Origin of the sequence: Streptomyces sp. NPDC058985 (genome assembly GCF_042740985.1) — a bacterium.
Taxonomy (GTDB): Bacteria; Actinomycetota; Actinomycetes; order Streptomycetales; family Streptomycetaceae; genus Streptomyces.
Genome location: NZ_JBHYJX010000016.1, coordinates 130259 through 149903, shown reverse-complemented (window position 1 = coordinate 149903; position 19645 = coordinate 130259). Strand labels below are relative to the sequence as shown.

At 69.5% G+C, this 19645-nt stretch carries 23 protein-coding genes and 1 tRNA gene; 15 read left to right on the top strand and 9 right to left on the bottom strand.

The annotated features are described in order from the left end of the window. The first annotated feature begins 180 nt into the window (after nt 1-180). The gene (locus ACFW01_RS17265; RefSeq protein ID WP_384504344.1) at nt 181-948 is read left to right on the top strand and encodes an RDD family protein; all 768 of its coding nucleotides are present in this window, start codon (nt 181-183) and stop codon (nt 946-948) included. 30 nt (nt 949-978) lie between these two features. On the opposite strand, the gene ACFW01_RS17260 is transcribed toward ACFW01_RS17265, so the two are convergent. Beyond that, nucleotides 979-1260 carry a hypothetical protein gene (locus ACFW01_RS17260; protein ID WP_234959553.1) on the bottom strand — a complete coding sequence of 94 codons (282 nt, stop codon included), beginning with the start codon at nt 1258-1260 and terminating at the stop codon, nt 979-981. 417 nt (nt 1261-1677) lie between these two features. Between ACFW01_RS17260 and ACFW01_RS17255 the strand changes: the two genes are divergently transcribed. Together ACFW01_RS17255 and ACFW01_RS17250 are read left to right on the top strand one after the other, a co-directional pair. Further along, complete coding sequence (locus tag ACFW01_RS17255) at nt 1678-4023, top strand: immune inhibitor A domain-containing protein (RefSeq protein WP_234959554.1); 2346 nt, start codon at nt 1678-1680, stop codon at nt 4021-4023. Between the two features lie 146 nt (nt 4024-4169). Beyond that, nucleotides 4170-4511, top strand: coding sequence for a hypothetical protein (locus ACFW01_RS17250; protein ID WP_234959555.1), 342 nt, complete (start codon nt 4170-4172; stop codon nt 4509-4511). 13 nt (nt 4512-4524) lie between these two features. Here the strand turns inward: ACFW01_RS17250 and ACFW01_RS17245 are convergent, their stop codons facing one another. Continuing rightward, on the bottom strand, nt 4525-5112 hold the full coding sequence (locus ACFW01_RS17245; RefSeq protein ID WP_161330770.1) for a nicotinamidase: 588 nt from the start codon (nt 5110-5112) through the stop codon (nt 4525-4527). 86 nt (nt 5113-5198) lie between these two features. Then, nucleotides 5199-6548 (bottom strand): nicotinate phosphoribosyltransferase, encoded by a 1350-nt coding sequence (locus ACFW01_RS17240; RefSeq protein ID WP_234959556.1) that lies wholly within the window; start codon nt 6546-6548, stop codon nt 5199-5201. Nucleotides 6549-6657: 109 nt separating this feature from the next. Here ACFW01_RS17240 and clpS point away from each other — a divergent pair, with 109 nt between their 5' ends. The 7 genes from clpS to ACFW01_RS17205 all read left to right on the top strand — a co-directional run bounded on the left by clpS (nt 6658) and on the right by ACFW01_RS17205 (nt 11508). Further along, complete coding sequence (clpS, locus tag ACFW01_RS17235; RefSeq protein ID WP_234959557.1) at nt 6658-6975, top strand: ATP-dependent Clp protease adapter ClpS; 318 nt, start codon at nt 6658-6660, stop codon at nt 6973-6975. A 41-nt stretch (nt 6976-7016) separates the two neighbouring features. Further along, nucleotides 7017-7625: a DUF2017 domain-containing protein gene (locus tag ACFW01_RS17230; protein WP_234959558.1), complete on the top strand. Its 609-nt coding sequence runs from the start codon at nt 7017-7019 to the stop codon at nt 7623-7625. Between the two features lie 369 nt (nt 7626-7994). Further along, a complete protein-coding gene (locus ACFW01_RS17225; RefSeq protein WP_234959559.1) occupies nt 7995-9422 on the top strand; it encodes an amino acid permease in 1428 nt (475 codons plus the stop codon). 145 nt (nt 9423-9567) lie between these two features. Continuing rightward, nucleotides 9568-9990: a Mov34/MPN/PAD-1 family protein gene (locus tag ACFW01_RS17220; protein WP_384504340.1), complete on the top strand. Its 423-nt coding sequence runs from the start codon at nt 9568-9570 to the stop codon at nt 9988-9990. 79 nt (nt 9991-10069) lie between these two features. Next, a complete protein-coding gene (locus ACFW01_RS17215; RefSeq protein ID WP_019065921.1) occupies nt 10070-10165 on the top strand; it encodes a putative leader peptide in 96 nt (31 codons plus the stop codon). Between the two features lie 108 nt (nt 10166-10273). Continuing rightward, nucleotides 10274-10552, top strand: coding sequence for a MoaD/ThiS family protein (locus tag ACFW01_RS17210; protein WP_161326815.1), 279 nt, complete (start codon nt 10274-10276; stop codon nt 10550-10552). 5 nt (nt 10553-10557) lie between these two features. Beyond that, on the top strand, nt 10558-11508 hold the full coding sequence (locus ACFW01_RS17205) for a cysteine synthase (protein WP_234959561.1): 951 nt from the start codon (nt 10558-10560) through the stop codon (nt 11506-11508). A gap of 39 nt (nt 11509-11547) precedes the next feature. Here ACFW01_RS17205 and ACFW01_RS17200 read toward each other — a convergent pair whose 3' ends face one another. Further along, nucleotides 11548-12012 carry a type II toxin-antitoxin system PemK/MazF family toxin gene (locus ACFW01_RS17200; protein WP_384504338.1) on the bottom strand — a complete coding sequence of 155 codons (465 nt, stop codon included), beginning with the start codon at nt 12010-12012 and terminating at the stop codon, nt 11548-11550. A 203-nt stretch (nt 12013-12215) separates the two neighbouring features. Between ACFW01_RS17200 and ACFW01_RS17195 the strand changes: the two genes are divergently transcribed. Next, the gene (locus tag ACFW01_RS17195) at nt 12216-12968 is read left to right on the top strand and encodes an MBL fold metallo-hydrolase (RefSeq protein ID WP_234959563.1); all 753 of its coding nucleotides are present in this window, start codon (nt 12216-12218) and stop codon (nt 12966-12968) included. 91 nt (nt 12969-13059) lie between these two features. On the opposite strand, the gene ACFW01_RS17190 is transcribed toward ACFW01_RS17195, so the two are convergent. Both ACFW01_RS17190 and ACFW01_RS17185 read right to left on the bottom strand, forming a co-directional pair. After that, nucleotides 13060-14310 carry a PTS transporter subunit EIIC gene (locus ACFW01_RS17190; RefSeq protein WP_234959564.1) on the bottom strand — a complete coding sequence of 417 codons (1251 nt, stop codon included), beginning with the start codon at nt 14308-14310 and terminating at the stop codon, nt 13060-13062. 226 nt (nt 14311-14536) lie between these two features. After that, nucleotides 14537-15832 carry a PTS transporter subunit EIIC gene (locus ACFW01_RS17185; RefSeq protein WP_234959565.1) on the bottom strand — a complete coding sequence of 432 codons (1296 nt, stop codon included), beginning with the start codon at nt 15830-15832 and terminating at the stop codon, nt 14537-14539. A gap of 158 nt (nt 15833-15990) precedes the next feature. On the opposite strand from ACFW01_RS17185, the gene ACFW01_RS17180 reads away from it, so the two are divergent. The 4 genes from ACFW01_RS17180 to rdgB all read left to right on the top strand — a co-directional run bounded on the left by ACFW01_RS17180 (nt 15991) and on the right by rdgB (nt 18300). Then, nucleotides 15991-16224, top strand: coding sequence for a glucose PTS transporter subunit EIIB (locus ACFW01_RS17180; protein ID WP_030975226.1), 234 nt, complete (start codon nt 15991-15993; stop codon nt 16222-16224). A 97-nt stretch (nt 16225-16321) separates the two neighbouring features. After that, nucleotides 16322-17059: a ribonuclease PH gene (gene rph / locus ACFW01_RS17175; protein ID WP_384504335.1), complete on the top strand. Its 738-nt coding sequence runs from the start codon at nt 16322-16324 to the stop codon at nt 17057-17059. Between the two features lie 171 nt (nt 17060-17230). Further along, nucleotides 17231-17635, top strand: coding sequence for a hypothetical protein (locus ACFW01_RS17170; RefSeq protein ID WP_234959567.1), 405 nt, complete (start codon nt 17231-17233; stop codon nt 17633-17635). A gap of 62 nt (nt 17636-17697) precedes the next feature. After that, nucleotides 17698-18300 (top strand): RdgB/HAM1 family non-canonical purine NTP pyrophosphatase, encoded by a 603-nt coding sequence (gene rdgB, locus ACFW01_RS17165; protein ID WP_234959568.1) that lies wholly within the window; start codon nt 17698-17700, stop codon nt 18298-18300. A 45-nt stretch (nt 18301-18345) separates the two neighbouring features. Here the strand turns inward: rdgB and ACFW01_RS17160 are convergent. The 3 genes from ACFW01_RS17160 to ACFW01_RS17150 all read right to left on the bottom strand — a co-directional run bounded on the left by ACFW01_RS17160 (nt 18346) and on the right by ACFW01_RS17150 (nt 19582). Next, nucleotides 18346-18428, bottom strand: a tRNA-Leu gene (locus ACFW01_RS17160). Continuing rightward, nucleotides 18393-18704 carry a hypothetical protein gene (locus ACFW01_RS17155; protein WP_384504332.1) on the bottom strand — a complete coding sequence of 104 codons (312 nt, stop codon included), beginning with the start codon at nt 18702-18704 and terminating at the stop codon, nt 18393-18395. The genes ACFW01_RS17160 and ACFW01_RS17155 overlap by 36 nt, the downstream gene beginning before the upstream one ends. A gap of 227 nt (nt 18705-18931) precedes the next feature. Continuing rightward, nucleotides 18932-19582: an HNH endonuclease signature motif containing protein gene (locus ACFW01_RS17150; RefSeq protein WP_234959570.1), complete on the bottom strand. Its 651-nt coding sequence runs from the start codon at nt 19580-19582 to the stop codon at nt 18932-18934. Nucleotides 19583-19645 lie beyond the last annotated feature (63 nt).

Sequence of the window (19645 nt, the reverse complement as noted above, 5' to 3'; positions counted from 1 at the left end):
GTTCCCCGCGCCCCTTGAGGTACGTGCACTGGACGCGCCCCAAAGGGGCGCGGGGAACTGCGCGACCAGCCACGACGCACCCGCACCCGGCGACGAACCCCTGGCCGCTTCCCCCGACCGCGTACTCCGGACGGCCGCTCGCCGGATGCGGGGAAAGAGAGTCCGAGTTCGACTCGGGACATGAGCAGCGAACCGCCCCCCGGATCCGGCGGGCAGCCGCCGGAAGACGACCCGTTCAGGAAACCGCCTCCGTCCCCCGGACCGGGCCCGGAGCCCGGTTCCGGCGAGGGCGGCCCCTACGGCACCCCGCCCCCGGGTGGTGCCCAGCCCCCCGGCGGAGGAGGCCCCTACGGTGCTCCGCCTCCCGGCGGTGGTGGCCCGTACGGTGCTCCGCCTCCCGGCGGTGGTGGCTCCTACGGTGCTCCGCCTCCCGGCGGTGGTGGCCCCTACGGCGGTGATCCCTACGGCGGTGCCGGCGCCCCCGGCGACCCCCTCGCCGGTATGCCCCCGCTCGCCGACAGCGGCCGCCGCACCCTCGCGCGGATCATCGACATGATCCTCGTGGGCATCGTGGTCTGGCTGCTCAGCTGGGCCTTCAACGTCCAGGAGTACACGGTGGACGGCGAGGACATCGAGGTCGGCAACTCGCTCTGGCAGTCCGTGATCGCCGCCGTGCTCTACATCGCCTACGACACCTACCTGATCAGCAGGACGGGCCAGACCCTGGGCAAGAAGTGGCTCGGGATGCGGGTGGCCAACCTGGACAACGGAGCGACGCCCTCGGTGCAGACGTCGCTGATCCGCGCCCTGGTGCTGTGGATCCCGTTCGCGTTCTGCTGCGCCTGCATCTGGACGGTCATCGCGGGCGGCTGGAGCTTCTTCGACCGGCCCTACAAACAGGGCCTGCACGACAAGGCCGCCAAGACGGTCGTGGTCAGCACCCGCTGACGGCCCCGCTGACGGCCCAGCCGTCGGCTCCTACGCGGCGCGTCCGCGCGACTCGCCCGCCCCCGCGGAGATCCGGCCCGCCGGCACCGGCGTCCGGTCCGCGGCGGGCCCGCGGGCGGCGACGGTGGACACGGTGCGTGTCCTGGGCTGGGGGACCGTCATGGCGACCAGCAGCCCGAGGGCGAGCGCGGCGACGGCGATGACGGCGACTCCGGGACCCGAACTCGTCTGTGACAGCAGCAACATGGCGAGCGTCGAGAAGATCACGGTGCACGAACCGTAGGCGAACTGTGCGGCAGTCGGACGGGGCATGGCCATCGTGTCCTCGGAAGGCGATCTTGGGGGTGAGACGGGCTGTCGGCCTGGCTGTCCGCCGGCTTCCGGGCGTTCCGCCAAGCGACTCTAACCCGCTGTGTGCCCGAGTGGAACCAGCAGTAAGCATGGCCTAACCGACATGGCCGATGCACGGGGGGCGCACGGATTCATGACGTCCGGGAAGTGGACGGCGCCGCGCGCCCGCCGGAGGGGCCGGCGGCCCTGGCCGGGTGTCCGCAAAACGAACGACGCCTCCGCATAGTGCACTTGTTCTGCTCAAGTCAAGGTCTGTCTTTTCTGATGAACCTCTAGTCAAATGTCGTCACTTGACTACACGCGTTGAGCACGTGTGCGCGGACTTTGCTCTGTCCTTGTCCCCCCATCCGCGCGCGTGGACGCGGGGGAGGAACTCAAGTGACCAGTAGATCCTGGAAGTTCAGAACGGCGGCGACCACCGTCGCACTCGCCGCGGCCACCGCCACGCTCTCGGCGGCCGGTGTGGCGCAGGCGGACGCACCGTCCCGGCCCGAGGCCGTGGACCGCCAAGACCCGAGCCCGGACAAGGGCACACGCTCCCACGACCTGAAGGGCCCCCTGAGCGACACTCAGGCCGCCCAGCGTGAGGAGGCCCTCAACCAGGTCATATCCGGCAAGGCCTCGGTGAAGAAGAAGGACGGCTCCAACGTCGTCCAGCTCAAGAGCAAGAAGGGCGACGCCAAGTACGTCGAGCTGGGCCGGGAGAAGACCGACAAGATCTTCACCATCCTGGTCGAGTTCGGCGACAAGATCGACAGCCGCTACGGCGGCGACGCCGGCCCGCTGCACAACCAGATAGCCAAGCCGAACCGCAAGACGGACAACTCCACGGCCTGGCAGGAGGACTACGACCAGGAGCACTTCCAGGACCTGTACTTCGGTTCCGGCAAGGGCGTCAACTCGGTCAAGACGTACTACGAGAAGCAGTCCTCCGGCCGGTACTCGGTCGACGGCGAGGTCTCCGACTGGGTCAAGGTCCCCTACAACGAGGCCCGCTACGGCTCCAACAAGTGCGACCCCGACAACTGCGCCTGGTACGCGGTGCAGGACGGCGTCACCGCCTGGGTCGCGGACCAGAAGGCGGCCGGCCGGACCGACACCCAGATCAAGTCCCAGCTGGCCCAGTACGACCAGTGGGACCGCTACGACTTCGACGGCGACGGCGACTTCAACGAGCCCGACGGCTACATCGACCACTTCCAGATCGTGCACGCCGGCGAGGACGAGTCCGCGGGTGGCGGCGCGCAGGGCGAGGACGCCATCTGGGCCCACCGCTGGTACGCCTTCGGTACCGACGCCGGTGCCACCGGCCCGGCCGACAACAAGCTCGGCGGCACCCAGATCGGCGACACCGGTGTCTGGGTCGGCGACTACACGATCCAGCCGGAGAACGGCGGACTCGGCGTCTACGCGCACGAGTACGGCCACGACCTCGGCCTGCCGGACCACTACGACACGGCCGGCGGCGACAACTCGACCGGCTTCTGGACGCTGATGTCGTCCGGTTCGTGGCTGGGTGCCGGCCGCAAGGAGATCGGCGACACGCCCGGCGACATGACCGCCTGGGACAAGCTCCAGCTGGGCTGGCTCAACTACGACACCGCGAAGGCGGGCGTCAACTCCTGGCACAAGCTGGGCCTGGCCGAGTACAACACCAAGCACAAGCAGGGCCTGGTCGTCGAGCTGCCGAAGAAGGAGGTCACCACCGAGATCGTCGTTCCCGCCGAGGGGCAGACCCAGTGGTGGAGCGGCAGCGGTGACGACCTCAGGAACACGCTGACCCGCAGTGTCGACCTCACCGGCAAGTCGTCCGCCTCCCTCACCCTGGACGGCTGGTACGACATCGAGGCCGACTACGACTACCTCTACACCGAGGTGTCCACCGACGGCGGCGCCAACTGGACCGCGATCGACGGCACGTTCGACGGGCAGCCGATCCAGCGCGACGGCAGCGACAAGCCGGCCCTCAGCGGCACCGTGGACGCCTACGGCAAGCTGGCCTACCCGCTGGACGCCTACGCCGGCAAGAAGATCGACCTCCGCTTCCGCTACCAGACCGACGGCGGCGTGGCCCAGAAGGGCTTCGCGGCCGACGCGATCACGGTGACGGCCGACGGTCAGGCGCTCTTCACCGACAACGCCGAGACCGCGGACGCCGCTTGGACCGCCAAGGGCTTCTCCCGGGTGGGCGCGTCCTTCACCAAGGACTACGCGCAGTACTACATCGCCGAGAACCGTCAGTACGTGTCGTACGACAAGACGCTGAAGACCGGCCCGTACAACTTCGGCTTCTCGGAGCGCCCGGACTGGGTGGAGCACTACGCCTACCAGAACGGCCTGCTGATCTGGAAGTGGGACACCTCCCAGGCGGACAACAACACCAGCCAGCACCCGGGCACCGGCCTGGTCCTGCCGATCGACTCGCACCCGACCGCGCTGAAGTGGAAGGACGGCACGCTGATGCGCAACCGCATCCAGTCGTACGACTCGCCGTTCAGCCTCTACCGCACGGACGGCATGACGCTGCACCAGGCGGACGTCGCGAAGTACATCCCGGGCTCGAAGGGCGTCTCGGTCTTCAACGACCGCACGAACACCTACTACGACCCGGCGAACCCCACCGGCGGCGTCAAGATCACTGACACCAACACGAAGATCAAGATCCTCAAGGAGGCCAAGAACGGCTCGACGATCGAGCTGGAAGTCGGCCCCGCAGGCAGGTAAACAGCATTAGTGCAGGTCAGAGCGTGTTCGGCGGTGACCCCCTGGCGGGTCACCGCCGATCCGTGTTTAGGTGCGTCCTGTGGTTCTCTTATTGACACCGGGTCCGACGCCCGGACCGACGCCGGCTGACACGGGGGTATGACCGCATGGCCGCAGGAGGCTTCTGCAAGCTGCCGAACGGCACGGTGGTGGTGGCACTGAACCTGCCCAGCCCCGCCTGCCCGGAGGGCAGCGTGCGCTTTCTCGTCCACGCCCGCAACCGGGCGCGCGCCCTGACCAGGCTGCGCAACCTGGGGCTGCGCGCGGTCTACCTGCGGGGCAACGCGGCCCCGCCGACCCCGGACGAGGTCACCGCGGTCCTGCACCACCCGGACGGCCTGATATGGCGCACGGCGCCGGCCGCCGGGGTGGCGGGCGGCCCGGACCTGGTCCAGGAGCTGTGGCACCCGATCCGCGCCCTGCTCAGACAGCCGACCGCCCAGACCTAGAGCCGGCCGGCCGCTACTGGACGACCGGCTTCCCGGACAGCTCCACGCCCGCCTCCAGCAGCTCCTCCAGCGCCCGCTCGGTGGTCGCCTGGGCCACCCCGGCGGTCAGGTCGAGCAGCACCTGGGTGCGGAAGCCCTCGCGGGCCGCGTCCAGGGCGGTGGCCCGCACGCAGTGGTCGGTGGCGATGCCCACCACGTCGACCTCGTCGATCTCCCGGCTCCGCAGCCACTCGGCGAGCGGCGTCCCGTTCTCGTCGGCGCCCTCGAAGCCGCTGTAGGCCGCCGAGTACGCCCCCTTGTCGAAGACGGCGTCTATGGCGCCGGAGGCTACGGCCGGCGCGAAGTTCGGATGGAAGCCGACCCCCTCGGTGCCGGCGACGCAGTGCGCCGGCCAGGAGTGGACGTAGTCGGGGTTGTCGGCGAAGTGGCCGCCCGGCGCGATGTGGTGGTCGCGGGTGGCCACGACGTGGCGGTAGCCGGCGGGCGCCTGCCCGATCAGCTCGGTGATGGCGGCGGCCACGTCGGCACCGCCGGACACCGCGAGGCTGCCCCCCTCGCAGAAGTCGTTCTGCACGTCTACGACGATCAAGGCGCGGCGCATGGTCGGTGTCCTTCGACTGGGTCGATGAGGCGATGTGTGAGGTCGGTGGGAACGGGCGGAGCGGGGCCTGGCGGTCCGTACCAGCTTTAGTTACCCGACCCCTCGTGCGCGTACTCCGTCGGAATGACTGGTTCCCCTCGGGAGAGCTGCGTGGCGGAGAGCGGCAGCCCGGCGCGCGCGGCCGCGTGCCGGTCCCGGGCGGCGTCCAGCGGCTCGCGGGCGACCACCTCACCGCCCCTGACCAGCTCGACCAGGAGCTGCCGGTCGGCGAGGTCCGCGGGCACCGGCCCGGTGCCGATCACCTCGGCCTCCGCGTGGCCCTCGGCGTCCAGTCGCCGGGCGGCCCACTTGCGTCCGCCGACCGACGTCTTGCCGCCGCTGGACTTCTTGGCCACCGGCACCAGCGGCGCGCCCTCGCCGGCGCCGCCGGACTCGCGGGCGACCAGCTTGTAGACCATCGACGCCGTGGGGTGTCCCGAGCCGGTCACCAGCTGGGTGCCGACCCCGTACGCGTCCACGGGCGCCGCCGCCAGTGAGGCGATGGCGTACTCGTCCAGGTCCGAGGTCACGACGATCTTCGTCCGGGTGGCGCCCAGCTCGTCCAGCTGCTGGCGCACCCGGTGCGCGACCAGCAGCAGGTCGCCGGAGTCGATGCGCACCGCGCCCAGCTCGGGCCCGGCGACCTCCACCGCCGTACGGACGGCCTCGGCGACGTCGTAGGTGTCCACCAGGAGCGTGGTGTCCCGGCCGAGGGCGTCGACCTGGGCCCGGAAGGCGTCGCGCTCCTTGTCGTGCAGCAGGGTGAAGGCGTGCGCCGAGGTGCCGACGGTGGGGATGTTGTAGCGGAAGCCGGCGGCCAGGTCGGAGGTGGTGGCGAAGCCGCCGACGTAGGCGGAGCGGGCGGCGGCGACCGCGGCCAGCTCGTGGGTGCGGCGGGCGCCCATCTCGATCAGCGGGCGGTTCCCGGCGGCCGAGGACATCCGGGAGGCGGCGGCGGCGATCGCCGAGTCGTGGTTCAGGATGGAGAGGATCACCGTCTCCAGCAGCACGCACTCGCCGAAGGTCCCCTCGACCCGCATGACCGGCGAGCCCGGGAAGTACACCTCGCCCTCGGGGTAGCCCCAGATGTCGCCGCCGAAGCGGTACCGGGCGAGCCAGTCCAGGGTCTGCTCGTCGACGATGTCCTTCTCGCGCAGAAAGCGCAGCACGTCCGCGTCGAAGCGGAAGTTCTCCACCGCGTCCAGCACCCGCCCGGTGCCCGCCACGACGCCGTAGCGGCGCCCGTCGGGCAGCCGGCGGGTGAAGACCTCGAACACGCTCCGCCGCCCGGCGGTGCCCGCCTTCAGGGCGGCCCGCAGCATGGTCAGCTCGTACTGGTCGGTGAAGAGCGCCGTGGAGGGAACGTCGACCGGCAGCCCAAGGTCCGCTGTGTTCATACGACGGATCGTACCCCCATTTCGTCACTCTGACGATTTCGATGCCGGTCCGGTTCGCGTGGCGCCCACCACAGGCCCGTTTGTGCGGGTGCCCCCCTGTGGTGGCAGCATGGGCCCTGTGACGGCAGCCGCACCCATGGAGATCGAGAAGACCGAGTCGGCGGAGGAGGTCTCCGCCGTACCCGAGCCCGACGTGCCCTGGGTGACGATCGTGCACAACGACCCCGTCAACCTCATGAGCTACGTGACGTACGTCTTCCAGTCGTACTTCGGCTACTCCAAGGACAAGGCCACCAAGCTGATGATGGATGTCCACCACAAGGGCCGGGCGGTCGTCTCCTCCGGCTCGCGCGAGGAGATGGAGCGGGACGTCCAGGCCATGCACGGCTACGGCCTGTGGGCCACCCTCCAGCAGGACCGGAAATGACCCTCGCCCGCCCGCAGGACGGAAGTAGCTGAATCGCCCCCATGTCAGGACAGTTCGAACCGCTCCCCGGCGGCGGCGCGGCCGTCGCCCTCGACGACGTCGAGATCTCCATCATCCGCTCGCTGGCCGTGCAGCTCCTGGAGCTGATCGGCCCCGGCCCCGCCGAGGACGCCTCCGACGACCCGCTCGCCGAGCTGTTCGCCGAGGGTCCCAGCGAGCCGCCGTCCGACCCGGTGCTGCGCCGCCTGTTCCCGGATGCCTACGGCGACCCGGAGGGCACCCCGCAGGCCCGGGAGGCCGAGGAGCAGCGGGCGTCGTCCGCCGAGTTCCGCCGGTACACCGAGAACGACCTGCGGGCCGGCAAGCGGGAGACCGCGCTCGCCGTGATCCGCGCGCTGGACGCCGTGGCCTCCCGGTCGGCCGGCAAGGACGCGGCGGTGCTGACGCTGTCGGCGGAGGAGTCCCGGCAGTGGCTGGGCGCCCTGAACGACCTGCGCCTCGCGATCGGCTCCCGGCTGGAGATCGCCGACGAGGACGACACCGACCTGCTCTACCGGCTTCCGGACGAGGATCCGCGCAAGCCGATGGTGATGGCGTATCTGTGGCTCGGCGGGCTCCAGGAGTCGCTCGTCGCGACCCTCATGCCCTGACCGGGCCTTATGCCCGGAAGGCGGCGGTTCGGCCCCCCTTCGTGTCCGCTCAGCGGAGCCTCAAATCCGGGTAACGATCACCCCAAAAGCGCGCCCTTTTTTGCGCCTCCAGGGCACCTTGTGTCCCTTTTTGTCTGTGGGGTGCGTCACAAATGGTCCCTGTGGTCAGCGCCGCGGTCGTGGTAAATCTTCACGACCGCCCGGCGAACACCACCCGAATGTTCGGCCGGGTGCGCCACCGAGCCGGCGACCGCCGGCCAGGCACCGAGCGGGATGTGAGGCCCGCTCAGCTCCATCATCCGGGGGGATCGCGACCCGATCCGAGACCGACCGAAGGTCCGGATCGGCATGGAGAAAGGCGCATCACACATGACCTCTGCGCAGGTCGACACGGAGAAGGCACCGGAAGAGGGCTACGAGCGCGGGCTCAACAGCCGCCAGGTCCAGATGATCGCGATCGGCGGCGCCATCGGCGTCGGTCTCTTCCTGGGCGCGGGGGCGAACATCGCCAAGGCCGGCCCCAGCATCATCCTCATGTACGCCCTCGCGGGCGTGATCATCTTCTTCATCATGCGGGCGCTCGGCGAGCTCCTGCTCTACCGTCCCGTCTCCGGCTCCTTCGCCGAGTACTCGCGCGAGTTCCTCGGCCCCTTCTTCGGCTACTTCACCGGCTGGACGTACTGGCTGATGTGGGTGGTCACCGGCATGGCGGAACTCACCGCCGCCGCCATCTACATCCACTACTGGTTCCCCGAGATCCCGCAGTGGGTCTCCGCCCTGGTCTTCCTGGTCGTGCTCTTCGGGGCCAACCTCATCTCGGTGAAACTCTTCGGCGAGATCGAGTTCTGGTTCTCGATGGTCAAGGTCACCGCCATCATCGGCATGATCGTGATCGGCCTCGGCGTGCTCACCCTCGGCTTCAGCCAGGCCGGCGACACCGCCGCCGTCTCCAACCTGTGGCAGTTCGACGGCTTCTTCCCCAAGGGCATCGGCTCCTCCCTGATGACCCTCCAGGGCGTCATGTTCGCCTACCTCGCCGTCGAACTGGTCGGAGTCACCGCCGGTGAGTCGGAGAACCCGGAGAAGACCCTCCCCAAGGCGATCAACACCCTGCCCTGGCGCATCGCGCTCTTCTACGTCGGCGCCCTCACCGTCATCCTGGCGGTGGTCAAGTGGACCGAGTTCGCCGAGGGCGTCAGCCCCTTCGTGAAGGCGTTCGCCGTCATCGGCATCCCGGCCGGCGCCGGCATCGTCAACTTCGTCGTGCTCACCGCCGCCCTGTCCTCCTGCAACTCCGGCATGTACTCCACGGGCCGCATGCTGCGCACCCTCGCGGACAACGGCGAGGCCCCCAAGGTCTTCAGCCGCCTGTCGTCGACCAGGACCCCGGCGTTCGGCATCGCGGTCTCCGTCGTCTTCATGGGCATCGGCGTGGTGCTGAACTACGTCGTCCCGGAGAAGGCCTTCGGCTACGTCACCTCCGTCGCCACCGCGGCCGGCATCTGGACCTGGCTGATGATCCTGTTCAGCCACGTCCGGTACCGCCGCAAGGTCGTCGCGGGCCGTCTGCCCGCCTCCTCCTTCCCGGCCCCGGGCGGCTCGGTCTGCTCCTACATCGCCATCGCCTTCCTCCTCTTCGTCACCTGCCTCATCGCCTACGACGCCGACGCCCGCGTCTGTCTGTATGTGATGGCCGGCTGGGCCGCCGCCCTCGGCATCGGCTGGGCCGTGCTCAAGAGCCGCAACCCGCGGATCACCGAGCGGCACGGCGAACCGGAGCTGGAGAAGCTCGGCTGACCTGCGCGTTCGCGCGCCTCGCGGACGTCCGGCCGCACGGGGTGCTCGTGGCACCCGGCACGGCCACCGCTCAGGACGTCCGGCATACGGGCCGGTCCGTACCACCCCTCGGTACGGACCGGCCCTTCTGCTTATCCTGGGCCGCATGCTGACCATCACCCAGGCCCTGTACGACCAGATCGTCGCCCACGCGCGCGAGGACCACCCCGACGAGGCGTGCGGCGTGGTGGCCGGTCCCGAGGGCGAGGGCCGCCCCGAGCGGTTCATCCCGATGCTGAACGCGGCCCGCTCGCCCACCTTCTACGAGTTCGACTCGCAGGACCTGCTCAAGCTCTACCGCGAGATGGACGACCGCGACGAGGAGCCGGTGGTCATCTACCACTCGCACACCGCCACCGAGGCCCACCCCTCCCGCACCGACATCAGCTACGCCAACGAGCCAGGCGCGCACTACGTCCTGGTCTCCACCGCAGACGCGGACGGCGCCGGCGACTTCCAGTTCCGTTCCTTCCGGATCGTGGCGGGAGAGGTCACGGAGGAGGAGGTCAAGGTGGTGGAGGCCTACTGATACCGCATGGCGGACGAAAATCGTCCACGATGCGATATCACACTCCGGAAGCCGGACCGGGAATCGATACGATGAGCCCATGGTTCTTCTCGACGTGAGCGACAAGGCGCCGGGCACGCTGCTCGTGGCGCGGCTGCACGTCGACCTGTGCAGGCTGAACAGCGCCATCTGTTGATCTTCCGCCGCCGCCGTACGGCCCCTCGGCCGTGCGCCGCGGCGTGCCGACGTGTGCCGCCGCGTGCCCTCCGAACCCACCACGAACTTCCGACAGGAGCCCTCAGCCATGGCCATCGAGGTCCGCATCCCGACCATCCTCCGCCAGTACACCGACGGTCAGAAGGCGGTGGAGGGCAACGGGGACACCCTCGCCAAGCTCTTCGCCGACCTCGAGACCCGGCACACGGGCATCCAGGCACGCATTGTGGACGGAGACCAGCTGCGCCGCTTCGTCAACGTCTACCTGAACGACGAGGACGTCCGCTTCCTGGACGGCATCGACACCAAGCTCAGCGACGGCGACAGCATCACGATCCTGCCGGCCGTCGCCGGCGGTATGGCCTGATCGGGATGCGGTACGACTCCCCGCTGGCGGCGGTGGGCAACACCCCCCTGGTGCGCCTGCCGCGGCTCTCGCCGTCCGACGACGTCCGCATCTGGGCCAAGCTGGAGGACCGCAACCCGACCGGCTCCATCAAGGACCGCCCCGCCCTGCACATGATCGAGCAGGCGGAGAAGGACGGCCGCCTCACCCCGGGCTGCACGATCCTTGAGCCGACCAGCGGGAACACCGGCATCTCCCTGGCCATGGCGGCCACGCTCAAGGGCTACCGCATCGTCTGCGTGATGCCCGAGAACACCTCGCAGGAGCGCCGGGACCTGCTCACCATGTGGGGCGCGGAGATCATCTCCTCGCCGGCCGCGGGCGGCTCCAACACCGCCGTGCGGGTCGCCAAGGAGATCTCCGCCGAGCACCCGGACTGGGTGATGCTCTACCAGTACGGCAACCCGGCCAACGCGGGCGCCCACTACGCGACGACCGGCCCGGAGATCCTCGCCGACCTCCCCTCGGTCACCCACTTCGTGGCCGGTCTGGGGACGACGGGGACGCTGATGGGCGTCGGACGCTATCTGCGCGAGCACAAGCCGGACGTCAGCATCGTCGCCGCCGAGCCGCGCTACGACGACCTGGTGTACGGACTGCGCAACCTCGACGAGGGCTTCGTACCCGAGCTGTACGACGCCTCCGTGCTCACCACCCGTTTCTCGGTGGGCTCCGCCGACGCGGTCACCCGCACCCGGGAACTCCTCCAGCAGGAGGGCATCTTCGCGGGCGTCTCCACCGGCGCCGCGCTGCACGCCGCGATCGGCGTGGGCAAGAAGGCGGTGAAGGCCGGCGAGAGCGCGGACATCGTGTTCGTCGTCGCCGACGGCGGCTGGAAGTACCTCTCCACCGGCGTCTACACGGCGGCCACCACCGAAGCGGCCATCGAGACCCTCCAGGGCCAGCTCTGGGCCTGACCGACGGCTGACGGTCCCAGCGGACCCGCGGGCGGCGGTCTACCGCGCGAGGTGACGGACCTGGTCCCACAGGACCGGGTCCACCACACCCACCCGGCGCCGGAAGTCCCCCACGGGCACCTCACGCAGCTCGTCGGTCTCCAGGAAACTCGTCCGGCCCCGGGCGTCCCCGACCGAGCCCGGCGGCAACGTGATCACCCCGGTCCGCCCGTCCCGCTGCCGCGTGGTGATCTTCGCGACCAGCACCCGCCGCCCCCGCACCGAGATCACCAGGCAGGGCCGGTCCTTGGCCCCGGCGGTGTCCTCGTACGGCACGTTCGCCCACCAGATCTCCGCGGGCCGCGGACGTGTGGACCGGGCCCGGGGGCCCGTGGGACGTCCCGGCGGCCGCCGGCTGCCGCCCGGCCGGGGAGGGCGACGCCCGCGGCCCCAGCCGTCGACGACCGTGGCGACGGCCGCGAGCAGGACCACCGCCGCGAGGGCGAGCCACCAGGACGTGTGCATACCGAGACGGTACCGGCGCGCACTCTCCACGCGCGCCCCTTCAACGCCCCCAAGCGCCCCGGTTCCAGCCGAACCGGTGACACCGCAGGTGAGTTCGCCCACAACGCACCCTGGTGGAGGAGCGACCCGGGGTTTTGCGCCTTACGCTCGACAAACCGCACGACCCCCGTCTCTCCATACGCGCCAGCGGAGGTTTCTGCTTCATGAAGCTCACCGTCGTCGGCTGCTCGGGGTCGTTCCCGTCCGCGGAATCGGCCTGCTCGAGCTACCTCGTCGAGGCCGACGGCTTCCGGCTGCTCCTCGACATGGGCAACGGTGCCCTCGGCGAGCTGCAGCGCCACTGCGGTCTCTACGACCTCGACGCGATCTTCCTCAGCCACCTGCACGCCGACCACTGCATCGACATGTGCGCCTACTTCGTGGCGCGCTACTACCGGCACGACGGCGGCCGCTGCGCCCCGCTCCCGGTCTACGGACCCGAGGGCACCGAGCACCGGCTCACCACCGCCTACGCCGACACCCCCTCGGCCTCCTCGATGAGCGAGGTCTTCGACTTCCACACGGTCAAGCCGTCCACGTTCGAGATCGGCCCGTTCACGGTGCACACCGAGCGGGTCGCCCACCCCGTGGAGGCCTACGCCATCCGCGTCGAGCACGGCGGCCGCTCGCTCACCTACTCCGGCGACACGGGCGTCACCCCCACGCTGGACGAACTCGCCCGGGACACCGACCTGTTCCTGTGCGAGGCCGCCTTCACGCACGGCAAGGAGAACATCCCCGACCTGCACCTCAACGGCCGCGAGGCCGGCGAGACCGCCACCCGCGCGGGCGCCCGCCGCCTGGTGCTCACCCACATCCCCCCGTGGACCGACCCCCGGGTCAACCTGGCCGACGCGCGCGAGGTCTACGACGGGGCGGTGGAGGTCGCGGCGACGGGCGCGGTGTACGAGGTCTAGCCCGCCCGCGGACGTACGCGAGGGCCCCGGAACCTTCCCGGTTCCGGGGCCCTCGTCATGCCGTACGCCCGTCATGCCGTACGGCGGGGACTCACGCCTTCGTGAGGTCCTCGACCTCCTCCTCGGGCTCGCGGCCCGGGGTCTTCAGGTCGAACTTGACGATCGCGAAACGGAACGTCACGTAGTAGATCGCCGCGAACACCAGACCGATCGGGATGATCAGCCATGGCTTGGTCGCCAGGTGCCAGTTCAGGGCGTAGTCGATGGCACCGGCCGAGAAGTTGAAGCCCGCGTGCACACCCAGACCCCAGGTGACCGCCATGGATATCGCGGTGAGCACCGCGTGCAGCACGTACAGGACCGGCGCGATGAACATGAACGAGAACTCGATCGGCTCGGTCACACCCGTGACGAACGAGGTCAGGGCGAGCGAGACCATCATGCCGAGGACGGCCTTGCGGCGCTCCGGGCGGGCGGTGTGCGCGATGGCGATGGCGGCGGCCGGCAGACCGAACATCATGATCGGGAAGAAGCCCGACTGGAAGATGCCGGCGGACGGGTCACCGGCCAGGAAGCGGGTGATGTCGCCGTGCACGACCTCACCGGCGGAGTTGGTGAAGTCGCCGAGCTGGAACCAGGCCACGGTGTTCACGAACTGGTGCATGCCGACCGGGATCAGCGCCCGGTTCACGCCGCCGAACAGGGCCGCGCCGCCCGCGCCGAGGCCCGTCATCCACTCGCCGAAGTTGGAGATGCCGGTGCCGATGGGCTCCCAGACCAGACCGAAGAAGACACCGACCACGATGCCGACGAAGGCCATGATGATCGGCACCAGCCGGCGCCCGTTGAAGAAGCCGAGCCAGTCCACCAGCCTGGTGCGGTGGAACCGCTGCCACAGCACGGCGGCGAGCAGACCCATGATGATGCCGCCGAGCACCCCCGGGTCGTTGTACGTCGCGGCGACGTCCTCGCCCTGCTTGACCACCGCCTCGGTGACCGGGAAGGCCTCCAGGACCTTGCTGTAGACGAGGAAGCCGACCACCGCGGCCAGGGCCGTCGAACCGTCCGCCTTCTTGGCGAAGCCGATGGCCACGCCGATGCAGAACAGGATCGGCAGCGATCCGGTCAGGGCACCGCCGGCGTTGTTGAAGACCGCGGCGACCCGGTCCCAGCCGAGGCCGTCCTTGCCGAAGATGTCGTCCTGGCCGAGCCGGACCATGATGCCCGCCGCCGGCAGCACGGCGATCGGGAGCTGCAGGCTGCGGCCGACCTTCTGCAGACCCTGGAAAAGACCAGATCCCCGCTTCTTTGCGGGGGCCGCCTTGTCGGTGGCGGTGCTCATACTTCCTCCATCGGGTGGTGGTCTACACCACTCAGTGGTGTAGACCTGTTGTAGCACGATGAAGGCCGCGTAAGGAACCCGCGATTCCGCAACCGCGGCGCTACGCGCAGTGCTTGCCCAAGGCCCCAGTTCAGACGCGTGCGAGGGCGTGCCGAAGGCCCCCGGACGGGAGGTCCGGGGGCCTTCGCGAGACCACGCTCAAAGGGTACGTGAGGGTACGTGAGGTCTACACCTTCGTGACGTCCTCCACCTCGTCCTCCGGCTCCCGGCCCGGAGTCTTCAGGTCGAACTTTGTGATCGCGAACCGGAACACCACGTAATACACCACCGCGAAGCACAGCCCGATCGGAATGATCAGCCACGGCCTGGTCGCCAGGTTCCAGTTGATGACGTAGTCGATCAGCCCCGCCGAGAAGCTGAACCCGTCCTTCACGCCCAGCGCCCACGTCACCGCCATCGACACACCCGTCAGCACCGCGTGCACCGCGTACAGCACCGGCGCGATGAAGAGGAACGAGTACTCCAGCGGCTCCGTGATCCCCGTCACGAACGAAGTCAGCGCCACCGACAGCATCAGGCCCCCGACCTCCTTGCGCCGGTGCGGCTTCGCACAGTGCGTGATCGCCAGCGCCGCCGCCGGCAGCGCGAACATCATGATCGGGAAGAAACCCGTGGTGAACTGGCCCGCCGTCGGATCGCCCGCCAGGAACATGTTGATGTCGCCGTGCACCACCGTGCCGTCGGGCTTGGTGTACGAGCCGAACTGGAACCACATCGGCACGTTCAGGAACTGGTGCAGGCCGATCACCAGCAACGCCCGGTTCGCGACCCCGAAGATGCCCGAACCCCACGCGCCCAGCCCGTTCAGCCAGTCGCTGAAACTCTCCAGCGCGCTGCCGATCGGCGGCCACACCCACAGGCACAGCGCCGCGAACGCGATCGCCACGAACGCCATGATGATCGGCACCAGCCGGCGCCCGTTGAAGAAGCCGAGCCAGTCAACCAGCTTCGTACGGTGGAAGCGCTGCCAGAAGTAGGCCGCCAGCAGCCCCATCACGATGCCGCCGAAGACCCCCGGGTTCTGGTAGGTGAACGCCGTCACCGTCTCCGACCCGTCGGTCAGCCGGCACCCGATCTGCGGGATGGCCTCCGACCCCTCCGGACAGTCCTCCGGGAACTGCCGCAGTACGTTCCAGTAGACGAGGAACCCCGCCACCGCCGCCAGCGCCGTCGAACCGTCCGCCTTCTTCGCCATCCCGATGGCCACGCCCACACAGAACAGCAGCGGCAGCCCCAGCGAACCGTCGAGCAGCGCGCCACCCGCGCCGGTCATCACCTTCGAGACGTTCGACCAGCCAAGACCGTCGTCCCCGAAGACGTCCGGCTGGCCGAGCCGGTTGAGAATGCCGGCAGCGGGCAGGACCGCGATGGGCAGCTGAAGACTGCGTCCCATCTTCTGCAGCCCCTGGAACGCCTTGTTCCAACGGGCGCGCCCGGGGCTGACCGCGCTGTCGGCACTCATCCGGTCTCCATCCGGTCGCCGGTACACTGGTGTAGACCAGTTGACAGACGGCTCCGCCGCCGTGACGCCATCATTCGGCACCCACCGCACGATGGCTCGCGAAGATGGGCCAACTGTGGGTTACTGCGACAAAGCGGTTCGGATCAGGGAGAAAGAACATGGCCAGCAAGGCTGAGAAGATCGTCGCCGGCCTCGGCGGCATCGACAACATCGACGAGATCGAGGGCTGCATCACCCGCCTCCGCACCGAGGTCAACGACCCCGAGCTGGTCAACGAAGCCGCCCTGAAGGCCGCCGGCGCCCACGGCGTCGTCAAGATGGGCACCGCCATCCAGGTCGTCATCGGCACCGACGCCGACCCGATCGCCGCGGAAATCGAAGACATGATGTGACCCGACCCCATCGGGTCCACCGGCAAGGGGCCTTGACCGCGGCGGCTTCTCCACTGCGGTCAAGGCCCCTTCCGCACGGGCCGCTAGGCTCACCCGCATGTCACGCATCGACGGCCGCACCCCCCAGCAGCTCCGCCCCGTCACCATCGAACGCGGCTGGAGCAAGCACGCCGAAGGCTCCGTCCTCGTCTCCTTCGGCGACACCAAAGTCCTCTGCAACGCCTCCGTCACCGAAGGCGTCCCCCGCTGGCGCAAGGGCAGCGGCGAAGGCTGGGTCACCGCCGAGTACGCCATGCTTCCCCGCGCCACCAACACCCGGGGCGACCGCGAGTCCGTCAAGGGCCGCATCGGCGGCCGCACCCACGAGATCAGCCGCCTCATCGGCCGTTCCCTGCGCGCCGTCATCGACTACAAGCAGCTCGGCGAGAACACCATCGTCCTGGACTGCGACGTCCTCCAGGCCGACGGCGGCACCCGCACCGCCGCCATCACCGGCGCCTACGTCGCCCTCGCCGACGCCATCGCGTGGGGCCAGACCAAGAAGCTGATCAGGCCCAGCCGCAAGCCGCTGACCGGCACCGTCTCCGCCGTCTCGGTCGGCATCGTCGACGGCGTCCCGCTCCTCGACCTGCGCTACGAGGAGGACGTGCGCGCCGACACCGACATGAACGTCGTGTGCACCGGCGACGGCCGCTTCGTCGAGGTCCAGGGCACCGCCGAGGCCGAGCCCTTCGCCCGCGACGAGCTGAACACCCTGCTCGACCTCGCCACGGCGGGCTGCGCCGACCTCGCCGCGCTCCAGCGCAAGGCGCTCGACGAGACCCTGGAAAGGTAAAGGGCGACCCAAAGACGCCCCAAGGAAGTGCGTGCGGACACGCAACTCACCCGCTCGCGACGGCGTCCCTAGCAGTACAGCACCACGGGCGTACGGCCACTCCGGCCGTACGCCCGACGCCGCACCGCACACGGGCCGCCCGGCCCGGTGCCCAGGGGAGGACCGAGATCCATGGCCGCGAGCCGCCACCGCAGCCTTCGCCGCACCGCCACCGTCGCCGCCACGCTGGCCGCCGTCGCCCTCACGGCCGGACTCACCACGGGCTGCGACGCCGTCGACAAGGCCCTCGACTGCGTCCGCACGGCCGACGCGATAGCCGACAGCGTCACCGAACTCCAGCAGGCCGTCGAGAACACCTCCGACCCCACCCAGTGGGAGGAGTCCCTCGACTCCATCGACAAGAACCTGGACAAGATCGGCGACCAGACCGACAACACCGACGTCAACAAGGCCGTCGACGACCTCGGCAAGGCCGTCGACAACGTCCGCACCTCCGTCGAGAACGGCGACGAGACCCCCGACCTCAGCCCCGTCACCGACGCGGCCGGCGAACTGACCAAGGTCTGCACGCCGTAGGGGGAGGGCCCCGGCCCGGGGTGCGCCGGTCCGCAGTCCGCGGCCCGGCGATACTGGTCCCCATGACCCGCCTGATCCTCGCCACCCGTAACGCCGGAAAGATCACCGAACTGAGGGCCATCCTCGCCGACGCGGGCCTGCCCCACGACCTCGTCGGCGCGGACGCCTACCCGGAGATCCCCGACGTCAAGGAAACCGGCGTCACCTTCGCCGAGAACGCCCTGCTCAAGGCCCACGCCCTCGCCCAGGCCACCGGCCTGCCCGCCGTCGCCGACGACTCCGGCCTCTGCGTCGACGTCCTGAACGGCGCGCCGGGCATCTTCTCCGCCCGCTGGGCCGGCCGCCACGGCGACGACCGGGCCAACCTGGACCTCCTCCTCGCCCAGCTCGGCGACATCGCCGACGAACACCGGGCCGCCCACTTCGCCTGCGCGGCCGCCCTGGCCCTGCCCGACGGCACGGAGCGCGTGGTCGAGGGCCAACTCCGCGGCACCCTCCGCCACACCCCCGCCGGCACGGGCGGCTTCGGCTACGACCCGATCCTCCAGCCGGAGGGCGAGACCCGCACGTGCGCGGAACTGACAGCGTCCGAGAAGAACGCGATCAGCCACCGGGGGAAGGCGTTCCGGGCACTGGTGCCGGTGGTGCGGGAGCTGTTGGGCTGACGCGGAGAGGGGGCTGCTCGTTGAGCGGCCCCCTCTGTGCATGTGTGCGGCCGGTGGGACTCGAACCCACACGGGCTTTCACCCACGGCGTTCTAAGCGCCGCTTGTCTGCCATTCCAACACGGCCGCGTGATCGGCCATGCTACCGGTCGGCGGTCGCCTCTTGCTTTGCCCTCCTCGGCACCACGTGTTGGTGATGGCGTGGCAGTTCGGGCACAGCAGCCGGAGATTCTCCTGCCGGTCGTCGCTCCAGTCGCCGTTGATGTGATCAATTTCCAGGGTCATCGGTCTACCGAGCCACTCGGGGCCCACGCCGCAACGAGCGCACGCTTCAGCGACACCGACAAGGAGGATCGCCCGGCGCAGACGCTTGGTGTTGCTGCGGTGCGCACCACTGTGCTTCACCAGCACCTCACTCGGATGCTTGGCGTTCGTGGCGGGTTTCCCCCTTCGATGAGCCTGCCCGAGGAAGTGTGACGTCGAGATTTGATGCTCGGCAATCCATCTGCGTAGCTGCCCGCGTTGTGAGCCGTTGCCCGGTCGGCCCAGACTGCGTAGGACCTCGGCCAGGGAGCTCGAGGCGGCGACTGCCGTTCGCAGCTCCTCCTCCGTGGGGCGGGGCCTCCGACCGGTCATGAGGAGAGCCTCTTTCCCCGGCCGCGGTAACTGTCCGTCGTCGAATGGCAGTTGGGACACAGGAGGCGAAGATTCTCCAGACGGTTGTTCCGCCAGTTGCCATCGATGTGATCGACCTCCAGGGGCAGAGGCTCCCCCAGCCACACGGGCTCAACGTCGCAGAGCGCGCAGCGCTCCTCCGTGCCGAGCTCGAGCATCGCCCTCTTCAGACGGCTGCCCGGGGTCCGCCTGGCGCTGTCCGACGTGTCCTCGACAAGGATCTCTGCCGGGGTCCGGCGTCGCTGGTTGAGTCGCTGCCGCTCCGTGCGGACCACCGGTGTGAAATGCGAGGTGTCGATGCCATAGGCCTTGATGCGTCGGGAGATGTTCGCATGGTGCCCACCGACCGGGGCGAGTCCGAGCCGACGCAGGACGTCGTAGACACTTGCCGATTCGGCGACGACCGGCTCCAGGATCTCCCTGGTCCACTTCGCTCCCTCGCGCTCGAAGTGTGAGACGTCCACCCCCAGCTTCCGCATCCGATCGAAGATGTACCGCCGTTTCCAGCTCTTCGGATCCACCCCCAACCTACGCAGCGCCTCCGACAACGTCCCCGCCCCCCGAGCGGCCTCCTCCAGCCGCTCCCTGCTGTACGCGCTCGCCCCCATCAGGTCCCCTCCGTCCCGGCCGCGCGTTCGCAGCCTCGTACGGAGTAACGAACCGACTATCGG